At 54.3% G+C, this 14,286-nt stretch carries 14 protein-coding genes; 5 read left to right on the forward strand and 9 right to left on the reverse strand.

Annotated features, from left to right (window positions below):
- Window positions 1-260: 260 nt before the first annotated feature.
- From K7J14_RS03410 to K7J14_RS03430, 5 genes are all read right to left on the reverse strand, one after another.
- Window positions 261-983, reverse strand: coding sequence for a leucine-rich repeat domain-containing protein (locus K7J14_RS03410; RefSeq protein ID WP_230753135.1), 723 nt, complete (start codon window positions 981-983; stop codon window positions 261-263).
- Window positions 984-1,326: 343 nt separating this feature from the next.
- On the reverse strand, window positions 1,327-1,818 hold the full coding sequence (locus K7J14_RS03415; protein WP_230753137.1) for an alanyl-tRNA editing protein: 492 nt from the start codon (window positions 1,816-1,818) through the stop codon (window positions 1,327-1,329).
- A gap of 73 nt (window positions 1,819-1,891) precedes the next feature.
- Complete coding sequence (locus K7J14_RS03420; RefSeq protein ID WP_230753138.1) at window positions 1,892-3,229, reverse strand: hypothetical protein; 1,338 nt, start codon at window positions 3,227-3,229, stop codon at window positions 1,892-1,894.
- Window positions 3,230-3,283: 54 nt separating this feature from the next.
- Window positions 3,284-4,366 carry an alanine racemase gene (locus K7J14_RS03425; protein WP_230753140.1) on the reverse strand — a complete coding sequence of 361 codons (1,083 nt, stop codon included), beginning with the start codon at window positions 4,364-4,366 and terminating at the stop codon, window positions 3,284-3,286.
- A gap of 3 nt (window positions 4,367-4,369) precedes the next feature.
- A complete protein-coding gene (locus K7J14_RS03430; protein WP_230753142.1) occupies window positions 4,370-4,813 on the reverse strand; it encodes a GNAT family N-acetyltransferase in 444 nt (147 codons plus the stop codon).
- Window positions 4,814-5,082: 269 nt separating this feature from the next.
- On the opposite strand from K7J14_RS03430, the gene K7J14_RS03435 reads away from it, so the two are divergent.
- The 4 genes from K7J14_RS03435 (at window position 5,083) to K7J14_RS03450 (ending at window position 8,356) form a co-directional block, all read left to right on the forward strand.
- Window positions 5,083-5,490: a VOC family protein gene (locus tag K7J14_RS03435; protein ID WP_230753144.1), complete on the forward strand. Its 408-nt coding sequence runs from the start codon at window positions 5,083-5,085 to the stop codon at window positions 5,488-5,490.
- Window positions 5,491-5,542: 52 nt separating this feature from the next.
- Window positions 5,543-5,995, forward strand: a complete 453-nt coding sequence (locus K7J14_RS03440; protein ID WP_230753146.1) for a GNAT family N-acetyltransferase — start codon at window positions 5,543-5,545, stop codon at window positions 5,993-5,995.
- Window positions 5,996-6,241: 246 nt separating this feature from the next.
- Window positions 6,242-7,105, forward strand: coding sequence for a pirin family protein (locus K7J14_RS03445; protein WP_230753148.1), 864 nt, complete (start codon window positions 6,242-6,244; stop codon window positions 7,103-7,105).
- 243 nt (window positions 7,106-7,348) lie between these two features.
- On the forward strand, window positions 7,349-8,356 hold the full coding sequence (locus K7J14_RS03450) for a hypothetical protein (protein WP_230753151.1): 1,008 nt from the start codon (window positions 7,349-7,351) through the stop codon (window positions 8,354-8,356).
- Between the two features lie 29 nt (window positions 8,357-8,385).
- On the opposite strand, the gene K7J14_RS03455 is transcribed toward K7J14_RS03450, so the two are convergent.
- The 3 genes from K7J14_RS03455 to K7J14_RS03465 form a co-directional block, all read right to left on the reverse strand.
- Window positions 8,386-8,820 carry an RrF2 family transcriptional regulator gene (locus tag K7J14_RS03455; RefSeq protein WP_230753154.1) on the reverse strand — a complete coding sequence of 145 codons (435 nt, stop codon included), beginning with the start codon at window positions 8,818-8,820 and terminating at the stop codon, window positions 8,386-8,388.
- Window positions 8,817-9,248, reverse strand: coding sequence for an RrF2 family transcriptional regulator (locus K7J14_RS03460; RefSeq protein ID WP_230753156.1), 432 nt, complete (start codon window positions 9,246-9,248; stop codon window positions 8,817-8,819). The genes K7J14_RS03455 and K7J14_RS03460 overlap by 4 nt, the downstream gene beginning before the upstream one ends.
- Before the next feature lie 66 nt (window positions 9,249-9,314).
- Entirely contained in the window at window positions 9,315-10,478 is a 1,164-nt protein-coding gene (locus K7J14_RS03465) for a trans-sulfuration enzyme family protein (RefSeq protein WP_230753158.1), read from the reverse strand.
- Between the two features lie 102 nt (window positions 10,479-10,580).
- Here K7J14_RS03465 and K7J14_RS03470 point away from each other — a divergent pair, with 102 nt between their 5' ends.
- Window positions 10,581-11,813: a MalY/PatB family protein gene (locus tag K7J14_RS03470; RefSeq protein WP_230753159.1), complete on the forward strand. Its 1,233-nt coding sequence runs from the start codon at window positions 10,581-10,583 to the stop codon at window positions 11,811-11,813.
- On the opposite strand, the gene K7J14_RS03475 is transcribed toward K7J14_RS03470, so the two are convergent.
- A complete protein-coding gene (locus tag K7J14_RS03475) occupies window positions 11,771-14,245 on the reverse strand; it encodes a PEP/pyruvate-binding domain-containing protein (RefSeq protein WP_230753161.1) in 2,475 nt (824 codons plus the stop codon). The genes K7J14_RS03470 and K7J14_RS03475 overlap by 43 nt on opposite strands.
- Window positions 14,246-14,286: the final 41 nt, after the last annotated feature.

The raw sequence follows: 14,286 nt of genomic DNA on the forward strand, positions 1-14,286 counted from the left end.
ATCAGGCACCGGCAAGTCAACCGGTAGAAATACACAAGGCGAGCTGTTTCACGACTACTTTAAGACGGTTGCAAGAATACGCTGGGTGCAATGATTCTTGTTGAAATCACGTAAGCAGTGTCAATATCGGTGAAAGACTTCCGCACCCCCACCCCTCTTTTTTGGAAAAAAATCACTGATGCTCAGAGCGCGAGACAGGCTGCTGCACAGGCTGTCTCGTCATGCAGTAATATTACTCCACGCCACATTAGATGGTACAGTTACTCCCCACGATAGTATCTTAAAATATTTTCTGGAATCGGATCCGAATTATTACATATGCAATTTATCGTATGTAACTTTTTTAATTCTAGCGGATTGTCGACTATTGGATTATACCGAATGTTGAGTAATGAATATTGCGATAGTAATTTGACATCGACCATGCTTACTGTACTAATTTGATTATTACTAATATCGAGAAAGGGCTTATTTTTAACATTTACGAACATGGGTACACCGGAATGCCCTTGACATGAAAACCCGATAAACTCAATGTTAATCAGTTTACTTAAATCGATTGAAGTATTCTGTATAGACTGTAAAAAACCATTTTGGGGATAAATGCCTAAAAACAAATATTGAAGTAAAACAAGATCTTCAATAAACTTCAAATCTTGAACAAGACATCCAGTAATGTGTAATCGATTTAGCTTTTTTGCTTTTGACAAAAAAGAATAATCGCTTATTCCATCAATATTAATCAATTCCAATCGCTCTAAATTCGGCAGTTCGTCAAGATTCTCAATACTCAGGATTTTATATCCGCTTTGGTCACTCTGGGCAAATCCCCACATGGTTACATCTGCCGGAACTCTCTGAATTTTTTTCTCTCCGGAAGTTGTTACTATAATAATATCTACAGTGTCAGAGGCAAAAACGGGAGAAACCATAAGGAAAACGTGTAAAATAAAATAACAAATCAGTGATTGACGTTGAAACATAATACCCTCTTTACATAAGTTTAAATTCTTTCTGGACGAAATTTTCATACGAGGAAGCGCATGTCTGAAGTAATTCAAAGAAACAAGAAACCATCATACTTTTTTTGAATCTGCTTTAAAAAACATGTGTTTTGGTTGAGGCGTCTTTTTTCCATTAGTATACCATTGAGCGGATGATAAACTATCAGATGAAATTTCACAATACGAACCGCCCCGGGTTCACCGGAGACTCTTATACTTGAGTCACGCGAATCCCGATTTTTTTTCAATATCCTTCACGTTTTCCGGCATCGACTTCATCTATCCGACTCCAGTGCCGAAGGGCTTTGCGGCATTGAATCAGCTATTTCGCGAGCTTGAACCGCACGCGCCAGGTTCCTTCTGTCCAATCGTGGCTGACGATCGAAAAATGTCCGTCCGTCTCGGCGATCTCGCCCGTGCTCGCTACATGCGCTCCGATGCACGCGCAGGAGTCGTAATCTCCGACGCGCACAATCCTGACGGTTTCAGACGCGTCTTTCGGGAGCTTAGAGAGATCCGCGATCGATGCGGCCTCCTCGCGCCTCAGGTAGTCGATTGAGACCGGCAGGTTCGCGTCGATCGCCTCGTTGACGCGGCGCGCAATCTCTGCGACTTCCTCGTCGGAGGGTTTTCCGGATAGCGAGTAGTCGCATTTGCTTTTCTTCCGCTCGATGTGCGCGCTCCGGGCGCGGCCGCAACCGAACATACGGATCATCGTTTGATTCAAAATATGCTCTGTGGTGTGCATCGGCGGGTATTCATCCTTATTGTGCCGATTGAGCTCGGGCGTTTTGTCCATATCGTTCGTTTCCATTCTTATCTCCCCCGATTGCGGAGCCGTTTCCGCTTGCGCAACCATGGACAAGGACATAGCACAAAAATCGAAATCAGTCATTCCCGCCGACCGCGTACCCTACCGTTTGCCCGGAAATCAACATCGGAGAGGCAAAGTTTAATCCGTCAGACGAATCAAGTTCTGCCGGAATACGCAATTCCCGCGATTCGCCGGGAAGCAGATCCTTAAGAGATGTCAAAGAATGCTCGGATCGGATCGCAGCCCATAACTCGATCGGAACCTTGGCGACTCCCGTGTTCCGGACTACCAGAAGCGTGCTTCTCCCGGATACGTCGACATCGACAATTTCCAGAGCATACCCTAAGGCGGCGCCGGCTTCCCCGATCTTCTGCGGAGCATGATATTCGGTTTGCCCGTCAGCAATCGCGAAGGACAGATTGCACATGCGGGCGGTTTCCGCAAGAGAAAGCCCGTGAGGTCCGTCGGCGGAGAGAGCGGTCTCCTGGTCATGGTCGGTATAATAGCTGATCTCCCCGCCGTTAACGCCGGTCGTTCTCCTGCCGGCGAAAAAGTCCCAATTTTCCTTGTTATACTCAGGCCAATCCTCGTTAAGCAAAGAATCATCGAAAAGCCCAAAGGAAGGACTAGTAGACGGAGCCTCATCCGGATACGGACTAAAGTCTCCGTCGGCGGCGTCGATCGAAATGCCCCAGGGTATTGCGTTGAACGATTTTCCGATTTCCTCCAGCATAGACTGCTGATCCGCGCGGGAGGGAAAGAGTTTTCCCAGGGCCGCAGAACTGCTGGTAATCGCCGGATCGGAGAACGCGCTCAAATTATCATAATCGATGTGATACTCGGCCCAGAGGCCGAAACCGACCTCAACATAGGCGAGACCGGTTGATTGATCCGGATATCTACTCGCTAACTCGGCATAAAATTGCTTTATAAAGGAAGGGATCGCCGGATTGGTCCAATCGGGGAAAGACACCCGCTTTTTTTCGGCGCCCTCTATGCCTTCGTAGTAATCGCAGCTGCGTATATTGGTCCACAAGGACTCGGGCAGGCTTCGATCCGATTCTCCGAGTTCAGGATCAGTATCCCGAAACCGTAGTATTCCGTGATGAGAGCGAGATTTTGCCTTGTTCAGAAATTCGTCGATCGCCGACCAGTCATAGACATAGCCGCCTGAAGAATTATCGCTCGCGACGTCGGAATAGTAAAAATAGCTGAACTCCAGTTGAATCGCGTCCGAATACTTTTCGATTGACGGGTTCGTTTGCCACAACGCCAGCCCGCATAAAGGGTTTGGTCCTCCGGTGTTTTTGGGTTCGATATCCGTAACCGAGTACTGTCCCGATGAGGAGCATGAAACAAAAATGAGCGTTGCCAAAACGCCCGACGCATACCGTTTGAGTGCTGTTATCATAATTCCCCGGCTCCTTATCGTCATGTTTGAATGCCGATGTTCCTCGACTCTCGTTCATTGCTCCGCATTGACTATCCTTTTTTCCACGTACTTTGAGCTGAGCGCTCGAAGCACTCCCATGTAATCCAGAGAGAAGGCGATGTAGTCGCCTACTTTCAAATCGCCGGGGTTGTTCCCAAGATCAAGAACGCACATATCCGAGGTAACGCCGGCAATTGAAATTCCATTGAGAACCGGCGTCGCATGAGCCGCCTCTAGTTCGAGAATTCCGGCGTCGACTATAGCGCGGCAGGTCGGCTCATGGCGAAGCGAATCGTCGAACTGAAATTCCTTTCCTTCCAGATTTTTCGCCATATCCCCGTCCGGAACCGGAGATTTTAAGTTTACCTCGATAATCTGCGCATACAAAAGAAATACGTCGGTATGCATCCCGGGAAGATGAGAATTATTGTACACGTCGGAGCCAAGAAACAGAGAATCGCCCACCCGAAAGTGGTTTATTCCCGCAGGAAGAGCACCGGAAAGCATCAGCGGAATAGTTACCGAGGTGCCTCCGGATACAAAGGGAATACGGACTCCGAATTCTTCGGCGAGGCGGTCGCGTGCGGAAACGAGACGCAACAGCTTTTCCCTGTTCGGCAATACCCCGAAGAGGCAGGAAAGGTTGGTCCCGATTCCTATGATCTCGATATTCGGCAGCGCTCTGACCGCGTTAAAAAAAGCCGGCAACGCGCCGAGCGGAACTCCTTCGCGCCGTTCTCCCAGCTCTACCATAATAATGACTCTGTGGTTTTTTCCCTGCTGCACCGCTTCATCCGAAAGCAGTTTTATTGTAGAAACCTGCGTATTCAAGCTGATGTCCGCGCATCGAATTACATTGGGAACCGTTTTCTTGGCCGGAGGCTTAATGAATACGGTTTCTACGGACGGATCGATTTTTTTGATCGCTTTCAAATTGAGGACGCGGGAGTCGCACACCTGCGATGCGCCGAGAGAAAGCACCGCCTTCAGATACTCCCTGTTGCCGCACAAAATTTTTGTGACGATCGCCCAGGAAACGCCCCTGCGTTCGAATTCCGTTGAAAGGGTTCGGTAGTTTTCCTGCAGTTTGGAGAGGTCCATCGTCATGTAGGACATTGATCAGCCCTCTTTGTACAAACGCATTTCAATATATTTCGAGGAAAAACCGTTTCGTTCATATAAACGGCGGGCGGGATTATCCGGTTCGACATGGAGAGCGAGATTTCCCTTCGCCCGGTTTACCGTTTCCTGCAGGAGAGCCGATCCGAGCCCGAGTCCGCGGGAATTCTGACGTACCGCGATGTAGACGAGAAGATTCTCGGGCACATATTCCGACATTCCGGTCTGGTTCACCACGGAAACGCCGAGAACACCCGAGTCGTCGCGCATTTCGATTACGAACCCGCCGAAGGATTCGTACTCCCTGAGCGCGAAACCGACGCACTTGCGTATCTGATGCGCCGGGTCGCCGTATTCCCCGAGCGATTCGACGAGAAAATCCACCAAAGCGTTTATTTTCGCTTCCGTAGGCGTGTGAAACGGATCATATACGACGAATTGCATGGAAACTCGCATGTATCGGAACGTCAACGGCGCGTTGCTGATTCTCGCGAGTTTCCGATACTGCCTCGCAAGTTTGTGCAACTTGAAGAAAAAAATCAGACCCGAACGTTAGACCGCGATTCGCACCTGAAGCACACTGGTAAGGATAACACGTAATGTCCAAACAAGCGAACGCAGGGGGGCGCTCCGACAAGAGAAAAAAAACGGCGGATTCAAGGAATCGGGTGCCTTTTTTTCCATCATGCGATACCATATGACTGGAGGACAAGATGACGCTTGGAGCAACATTATATGTCTCGAACAGCGCGGAAGCGGCGGCTTTTTACTGCGACGCGTTCGGAATGAAAATAGGCTATTCGGTGAAAAACGACGACGGATCGTATTTGCACGCCGAACTCGAAAAAAACGGAACGGGAGGATTCGCCGTAAGCGAATCGGGAGACGCAGACGCGAGGGAGGCGATGTTTTCAGCGAAAACCCCGACAATGAGCCTTGGCGTCAATCTGGACAACGACGAGGAGCTGCGGCATGCCTTCGCGGTTCTCTCGGAAAGCGGACATGTCATACGGCCGCTCGGCTCGCTGCCGTGGTCGCCGAGCTCGGCCGATCTCGTCGACAAATACGGAGTGTGCTGGTACATCTACGTATCCCAGCACAAACCCGACGAACCGCGATAACAGCGAGACTGTTCCGTCAAATCCGGAAATATCTCAAAAAAGGAGAAATCGAATGAGTACGAGAGGAGCCGCAAGAGGGCGGATTATTGAAACGGAACGGCTGTATTTACGCGAATTGAAATTTGAGGATGCCGAACGGTTGGCCCTCGTCCTTTCCGATCCTGCCGCGATGAGATTCTATCCGGCTCCTTTTTCGCGCGACAAAGTCGAACAGTGGATAGGATGGAATATCGATAATTACGCGAGATACGGCTTCGGCTTGTGGGCGGTCGCGCTGCAAACGAATGATGTACTGATCGGAGACTGCGGAATTACGATGCAGGAAATAGAGGGCGAACTGGTTCCGGAAATCGGGTATCACATCATCGGGGAATACTGCGGAAAAGGCTATGCGTCGGAAGCGGCGAAGGCGTGCATTTCCTTCGCATTCGAGAAAAGAGGATTCGACCGGGTGGTGTCCTACATGAAGGAGGACAACGGTCCTTCCCGGCGCGTCGCGGAATAAAACGAGATGAAGTTCGTCAAGTACTTCGACAAAGTCGTGCAAGGATCGCCGGTTCGCGAGGCCTTGTACGAGATCAGGAAAAATGCCTGATCAGAGCGCGCCCCTTGAGGTTTCTTTCTTCGCGGGGGCTCCGCGGATCCCGAGCTCTCCCCGGAGGGCCCGTTCTGCCTCGGTTTTAAAATCAATCCGCTATGTTACGAACGGCTGATCCGGCATTGCGCGAGCGTTAGGCTTAAGGAGGAATCGATGGGCGAAAGAAGGGCAGTAAAAAAAATCGCGAAGGCGAAGGCTGTCGTCGAGGGAGCCGGGGTGAGGCTCAGAAGGGCGTTCGGATTTCAGGATCCGTACGAGTTCGATCCGTTTCTCCTTTTGGACGATTTCCGTTCGGATGCGACGGCGGATTTTATCAAGGGGTTTCCCTGGCATCCGCATCGGGGGATCGAGACGATCACCTACGTAACGAGAGGTAGGGTCGCGCACGAGGACAGCATCGGAAATTCCGGCACGATAGGCGCCGGAGACGTGCAGTGGATGACGGCCGGGGGAGGCATTTATCATCAGGAGATGCCCGAGGGCGACGCCGACGGGGCGATGTACGGGTTCCAGCTGTGGGCGAATCTGCCGGCTGCCTCGAAGATGATGAGCCCGCGGTATAGGGAAATTCTCGCTTCCGATATTCCGGTCGTACGGAGAGGAAGCGGGACGGAGATCAAGGTGATAGCGGGGACGGTGAGCGGAGTTTCGGGGCCGGTGAAGGATGTCGTGATCGAACCGGAGTATCTGGATGTTTCGGCAGGGCCCGGCGCCGAGTTCGTTCATCCGACGAAGAAAGGAAGCACGGTGTTCGCCTATGTGTACGAGGGAAGCGGCAGCGTCGAGGGAGAAGGAGACCGGATCGCGGTTGCGAACAGGGACCTGGTTCTTTTCGGCGACGGAGACGAGGCAGCGCTGCGGGCCGGCGAAAGCGGAATGAAATTCCTGTTGATTTCCGGCATGCCGATTCGCGAGCAAATCGCCTGGTACGGGCCGATCGTGATGAACACCGAGGAGGAGCTTCAGACCGCGTACGAGGAACTCCAGCGGGGAGATTTCATCAAGACGAAACAATAAAGCACGCGCCGGCTCGGGGAGCTTCAGACGGAGCGGAGGAAGTCGACGCGGCGAGCTCGGCGACTCCGGCCGGCGGCGGAGAAATCGTGCTCAAGCCGGCAGGTCAGGGCGCGATCGACGGCTCGGACGGCGAGATGAGGATCGGCCTCGAAGGTGTGGATTCCGCGCTTTTTATGGTAGAATCGGCGAGTCTTCTTTTAAAATAACACGGCGCTCCCTGCAGGGCGCTGCGAGGAGAAAGATATGAAACACCGATGTACTGCCGTGCCGGAGCGGAAGGCGTTTGTCCTTTGCGCGATGTTTGCGTTTTTAGCAATTGCGGCGGGAGCCGGGGCGGAACCCGCGGCTGAAAATACGAGGAAACCGCTCGCGGGCGGAGCGGTCAATTCCGCGAGCGCGACGCTGATCGTCGCGACGACTCTTGAAACGAAGATCCGCCTTACGGACACGCTGACGATTCCCGTTTTAAGGGGAAGCGGCGCGCTCGCAAAAGATAATAATCTGAAGCTGAAAGCATTCGCGGAAGCCTCTCCGGTTTCAGCGAACGCAGGAGCCGAGGCAGTTCTGACGCCGATCGCCTTTTTGCAAATCTTCGCGGGCGGGACTATCGGAACAGGATGGAATATTCCGATAGCTGACGGGTTGAGGACGAACGAGCCGGAGCTGGACGCGGAAGGCAACCGGACCGGCGGCGCGACTTTGGAAGACCGCTCGTTCGGCGGAATCGTGTGGAGCGCGAAGGCCGGCGGAACCTTCCAGTTCGATCTAGGCGCGGTCGTGCCCGGAGACTGGAGCCATGCCGTGTTCCAGACGACTCACTCGGTCCAGTACCGCGCCTTCACGGGAGCGCAGGCCGGCGAGTCCTGGCTCTACGAGGCAGACGACGGGGAAAACCGGAACGGATGGAATTATTACGGGAGCGCCTTCCTCGGCTACCGCCCGCCTCCGCGCTCGGTTCCCCTGCTGGAGATGTTCGGCGTGCTCGCGGAAAATGACGCGTACCTGTATGGAACTTCCGGCGGAGACGAATGGGGAGACGAGATGGGGCGGATAAAGTTCGGCCCGGTGCTCGCTATCAGGGCGAACGACCGTTTCGTTGTTTCCGTGCTCGCCCAATGGCGGACGCTGCGCAATTATACCGAGGAAACACAGGACTTCGCGTTTTACCAGGACAGGATTCTCGACTCGGAGAACCCTTCGCGGATCGAATTCTATCGGGCCGCGGTGAACGCCGTTTGGAAGCTAAAGTAGCGATTTCCGGTTGCCGATCGGCGAATCGGTCAAATAAAATACATATAGGATTCGTCCGGGTCTACGGTACCGATTATCGAAGCCAAGGTTATGTTGTCGAGCACGTCTGCGATGCGTGCGTTCAGACGGTCGTATACCGAGGCGCGGATGCAGCGTTGAAGCGGAGATTCAGTTTCGCCCGGGCGCAGGGGGTCGACGATGAGGATGTCGCCTTCCAGAACCCGGAGAACTTCTCCGATGACGATTTCCGACGGACTTCGATCAAGAGCGTATCCTCCGGACGCGCCCTTCACGGATCTGATGTAGCCGGTTCTGCGGAGAAGCACGGCTACCTGCTCGAGGTAGCGCGGAGAGATGGACTGCCGCTCCCCTATCTGAGCGAGGGGAACATGGCTTTCATCCGCGTGTTCGGCCAAATCTATCAGTAAACGCACGCCGTAGCGGCCGCGGGTGGATATCTTCATAGCGCGAACTCCGGTTTTTCCTGATTCTGATGCGCGGCCGCGAGATCGGCCAGTGTTATTCCGTCTATACAGGAGCTGATTTCCCGATACAGGCGATCCCAGGTATGGCGGCTCAGACACTCCGACTCCGAGGGACAGGAGCCCGAAGCTATGCACGCGACCGGCGCCAAACTTCCCTCGACGGATCGAAGAATATCTCCGACGGTGATGAGTTCCGGGTCCCTTCCCGGCAGATATCCGCCGGTCGGCCCCCGAATCCCGCGTATAATGCCCGCTTTTTTCAGCGGAATAAACAACTGCTCAAGATAGCCGTCAGAAATTCCCGTCTGAGCGGAAATTTCGCGGGTACTGGCGGATCTCCCCTCCGGAAGAAGCGCGAGAAATAATAGTGCCTCGAGGGAATATCTCCCCCGTGTGGAAATCCGCATCGCATCTCCTAGTTATCAACTGGTATTAATCTACTATTGAAACGCGAAAGGGTCAACCAAAGCGGTTTAGAAAAGGGCTTGATCAAGATCCGCGATCAGGTCGTCCGCATGTTCAATTCCGACGGAAAGCCGCATCAGCCGCTCATTTACGCCGGAACGTTCGCGAAGTTCGGAGGGAATGGCTTTATGTGTCTGTTCAACCGGATAGGTAATAAGAGTTTCGACCCCTCCAAGGCTTTCCGCGAACAGAATGAGCTTCACCGACTTCAGCATTTTTTCCGCGTCGTGCGGGTCTTTCAAATAGAAGGAAACCATTCCGCCGAATCCGCGCGATTGGGAAAGAGAAAGCCCATGCTGAGGATGGTCCTCGAACCCGGGATAAAAGACGGAGTCTACCTTCGGATGGCCGCGCAGCCATCGGGCGATTTTCAAGGCGTTTTCGCTCTGCCTGTCCATCCGTACGGCGAGAGTTTTCATCCCCCGCAGGACGAGCCAGGCGTCGAACGGAGAAAGAGAAGCGCCTTCGCTCATCTGGATGTTCCGCAGACTGTCCTCCAGGGAGCCGTCGGAATGTACGAGAAAGCCGGACAGGGCGTCGTTGTGACCTCCGAGATACTTGGTTCCGCTATGGACGGCGAAATCCGCTCCAAGAGAGAGAGGGTTCTGGAAATACGGCGTCAGGAAGGTGTTGTCCACGGCCAGATACGCGTCCGGCCGATGAGAATGGATCAAATCCGACATACGACGAATATCGGTAACCTTCATCATCGGATTCGACGGAGTTTCGATGAACACGCAGCGGGTTTCGGGGGTAAGAGCCGAGCGAACCGAGCCGGGATCGCTTGTATCTACCCAGCTGAAACGCAATCCGTATTTAGCGTAGTAATCGTTGAACAACCTCCACGTTCCGCCGTAGAGATCGGCGGATACGATAAGATGGTCTCCGGGGGAAAAAAGCTTAATCAGGGCGGAGATGGCGCCCATTCCTGAAGAGAAAGCCAATCCGTACCGGCCGCGCTCCAACAGGGCTACCGCGCTTTCGAGCGCTGAGCGGGTGGGATTCAGGCCGCGGGAATAATCGAAGCCGGTCGTTTCATGCAAGGCCGGATGCCTGAAGGTCGCCGATTGATAGATTGGAACGCTCACTGCCCCTGTCGCCGCGTCATAGGGGATGGAACCGTGGACAATATCTGTTTCCCGATGTACAGTATGCGAATCATGTTCTGACATAGTTATACCATCCTATTAGTAGGTTATATCGTAATCGAATTGCTGTCAAGGAAGGGAGAAAACGGATATAGTTACTCCAATCCATACATACAGGAGAAACACATGCAGGGCGAGTATTCTTTCGATGAAACGGTCGACCGGCGGAACACCGGAGCGATTAAATGGGACGATTCATTCAACGGCGGAGGGAAACCTGACGTCATACCGCTGTGGGTGGCCGACATGGATTTCCCGGCTCCTCCTTCCGTAGCGGAAGCTCTGCGCAAACGCTTGAATCATCCGGTATTCGGCTACACGAATCCGCCGGCGGATTATCAGGCTGTCGTCGCCGGATGGTATGCGCGAAGATACAAGGCAGAGGTATCCGCGGAAGAAGTTTTGATAGCTCCGGGCATGATTCCGAGCCTGGGAATAGCGGTGAGGTCGCTCACCGAAGCGGGCGCGGGCATTCTCGTGACGGCTCCGGTGTATTATCCCTTTTTCGACATCATCCGCGACAACGGCCGGATCGCGGTCAACACGGCTCTCTCAACGGACGGCGAAGGCCGCTTCCGATTAGATTTCGCCGCGATGGACGAGGCGATTCGAACCGCGGCCCGTGAAGGCGTGAGAACGCAGGCGTTCATGCTCTGTTCGCCCCACAATCCCGGAGGAAGAATTTGGAGGGAGGACGAGCTGAGGGAAGTTCTCGAGTTCTGCGGCGAGCGCGGCCTTGCGCTTATTTCGGATGAAATCCACGGCGACATCGCGGTATCCGACGTTCCCTTCGTTTCCCTCGCAGGGATGGAAAGCGACGACTGCAAAAAAATCGCGGTTCTGGGAGCGCCGAATAAAACATTCAATATCGCGGGTCTTCATATATCCCATTTCGTCGTTCGGGATCATGAAACGCGCGCGGCGATTAAGAAAGGAATCGCGGCCGCGGGATTCAGCCAGCCGAACGTCTTTTCGATAACGGCGGCGCACGAAGCCTACCGGACTGCCGGGCCGTGGCTTGACGCCCTGAACGCGTATCTGAAAGAGAACATCGGATTCCTCTTGAATTTTTTCGCGGAGAAAATCCCGGAAGCAAAAGCGGTTCCGCCCGAAGGCGGATATCTCGTCTGGATCGACGCGCGAAAACTTATAGCCGAACTCGGTTTCGCGGACGATCTTTCCTTCTCTCTCGCGCTCGCGGAAGAAGGCCGCGTGCGGGTGAATCCGGGAAGCAAATTCGGCCCGGAAGGAAGAGGCTGTCTCAGGATCAACACGGCCTGTCCGCGCGGACAGCTCGAAGAAGGGCTGTCCCGATTCTACGGCTGGATCTCGTCTCGCAGAGAAAACGTCCAGCGTTGAGACTGGGCGTCCGCTGCGAGAACCGCGCGCTCGGGCGGAAAATCGACGACATGGATCACGCCATCGAGCTTTTGCGATTCGGCGTCGCCGAGCAGCTCGCAGAGGCGGTTCGGGAGGGACAATAGACGCTCGGGGAGAAAACGGGCGCCGTCCTTCTCGGGATAAAGGGCCAGATAGAGAATATCGAATTCCACGAGATCGTTGAAAAAATGAGTGCCGAGCGAAACATCAGGAACGAGGTTGTCTCCCATCTGCACGATTTCGCAAATGCAGGCGGCCCTGCTTATCTCCGAGAACGTGACGGGTATGCCGAGGAAGACCGTCGTGGTGCCCCACCTGCCGGGCCCGAACAAGGCAGTCTTGCTGCTGTCCGTCGTCAGGTTCACCAGCCTTCCGATGGTGCGCGCCGTTTGATGCTTCGCCTGGACCGGCAGCTCGGCGTAGGCCCGCGGCGAAACGTATATGACGCGGTCCGGCGAGAATTCCCGGCTCCGGCCGATCACGGTTCCCGAGAAGGACGACATCACCGTCGAAGGCGAATCCATCCGCGAAGCGTCGAAGGCGATCGACGAGTCCCGTTTTGCTTCGAAGGGCCGGCACTGGACGATGTTCACCCGGTAGCCCCCTCCCATCAAATTCACCGTGAATTCGATGTCCACCGGATAGGTGTAGGCGGCTTCCAGAACTTTCAATACGCGCTTCATAACGGAAGCAAAATCGGTATCCCGGAAAAAGGAATCGAACGAGATCCAGGAGTCGACGGCAGAACTTGAACTCGAAGCCGAAAAACCGAACCCGTCGGCCGAGGCCAGAAAAGAGGATGTTCCGCTCTCGGCCAGCCATTTCCGTTCTTCGGGCGAAAGCGCGTCTTTGATGTCGTCGAACTGAACCGTTACAAGCTGATTCGCCTCCAGGTCCAGCAGATCTACCTCGCGCTGGGCGTACCTCCTGATCTCGTCGATTCCGGTCTCCGGCCTCTTTTCAGGGCAACCGAGGGACGCGATCCTTGTATAGTCGCTGTCTGAACGGTCGACGGCGCGGGTTCCCATGCCGAATACGATTCTGAGCACTCCCGACTCGGGGTCGATGCACGGGTCCCACACGAAGGGATTGTACGAATAGCCGACTCCGGCCGCGGCGGGATAGAATTTTGTTCCGTGCAGATCGCCGGAGACCCGCTGTATAAGCAGGGGCATCTGCTCGTCCTTGTCCAGAATGCCGAGATGGGCGCGATAGCGGAGGGCTTTTTCGCTCAGGGTGCTCGCGTATATGGTTTTAATCGCGGTCAGAAGGTTTTCCAGGCGGGTTTCGCGCGAGCCCTGGTTCGGACAAAACACGCTTTCATATTTTCCTGAGAAGGCGTTGCCGAAATTGTCTTCCAGCAGAGAACTGGAGCGGACGATGATCGGAGACTGGCCGAAGTAGTCCAGCATGTCGGAAAGCTTGTGCACGATGTCCGCGGGAAATTTTCCGGTAAGGATGACTCGCCGGGCGTATTCGGCGACGGACAGAAACGCGTTCATGTCCTTCTGCTGATGGCGGATCCACCAGCAGCCGTTGACCACCATATAGGTATAGAACACATCGGCGCCGACGTAGAATGAATCATGGCGTTCAAGAACGGAAGCAAGTTCGGGAGCGTTTCTGGAAACGATCGATCTTGCGAGAAGCATTCCTGTCGCCTTTCCGCCGATGAGTCCCGTGCCGATCATTCTGCGTCCGATATCGAGCAAATCCGAAACGGACAAATACTCTTTCGCAAGCAAGCGGATTTTATCGTCCCGCGAAACAGCCATGGAAAGCAAGACGTCCTGCCAGTGCCTGATTTCCGCCTCGCCGCCCCGGTTCGATTCGCGGCATTCCCTGGCTTCGGAAAAAATACGGTTCCAGCGGTCCATTTCCTCGAAGGCGTCGTCGCCGCTGCGGAAGGGAGAGAAGGACAGGATGTCTGAATTGACCGCGCTGTTCGTCACCGGCACGTAGTCTTCTCCGCGCTCCTCATGGAGCATGTGCATGGTCTGCGAGTAGCGCTGCTGGACTTTCAACGGGTGGATGTAGCGTACGCCGTTGCGGTTGTATGTATCGAGAATGACCTGGGCAGTCGCGTGGATCGGGTCGAGCGCGTTGCGCGAATGCTCTCCCTTGATCACCGCGAAATACGCCAGCGCTTCCATGTCCAGAAGATAGGGGCAGGTCAGCATAAAGAAGTTGCCGAGCATCCGGTCGCTGTACCAATGGGAGGTCAATTCCGACAGCAAGTCGAATACGTAGCAGCCGCCGCGCCCGTTCTGCTTTATCGTCGAGTGGATTTCAGAGATGAAAGACTCGAAGCCGTCGCGCGGATCGAGAGCGCATACGCGGACCCCGGGATGCAGCTTGCCGGAGAGCAGCGGCTCGTGCGAGGCCCTCGAAGGCACTCTTTCCGGAAGCATGAAACTCGCTCTCAGGCGCTGCGCGTCCGCCGACAGGAAAT

The sequence above is a fragment of the Teretinema zuelzerae genome (assembly GCF_021021555.1).
Lineage (GTDB): Bacteria > Spirochaetota > Spirochaetia > Treponematales > Treponemataceae > Teretinema > Teretinema zuelzerae.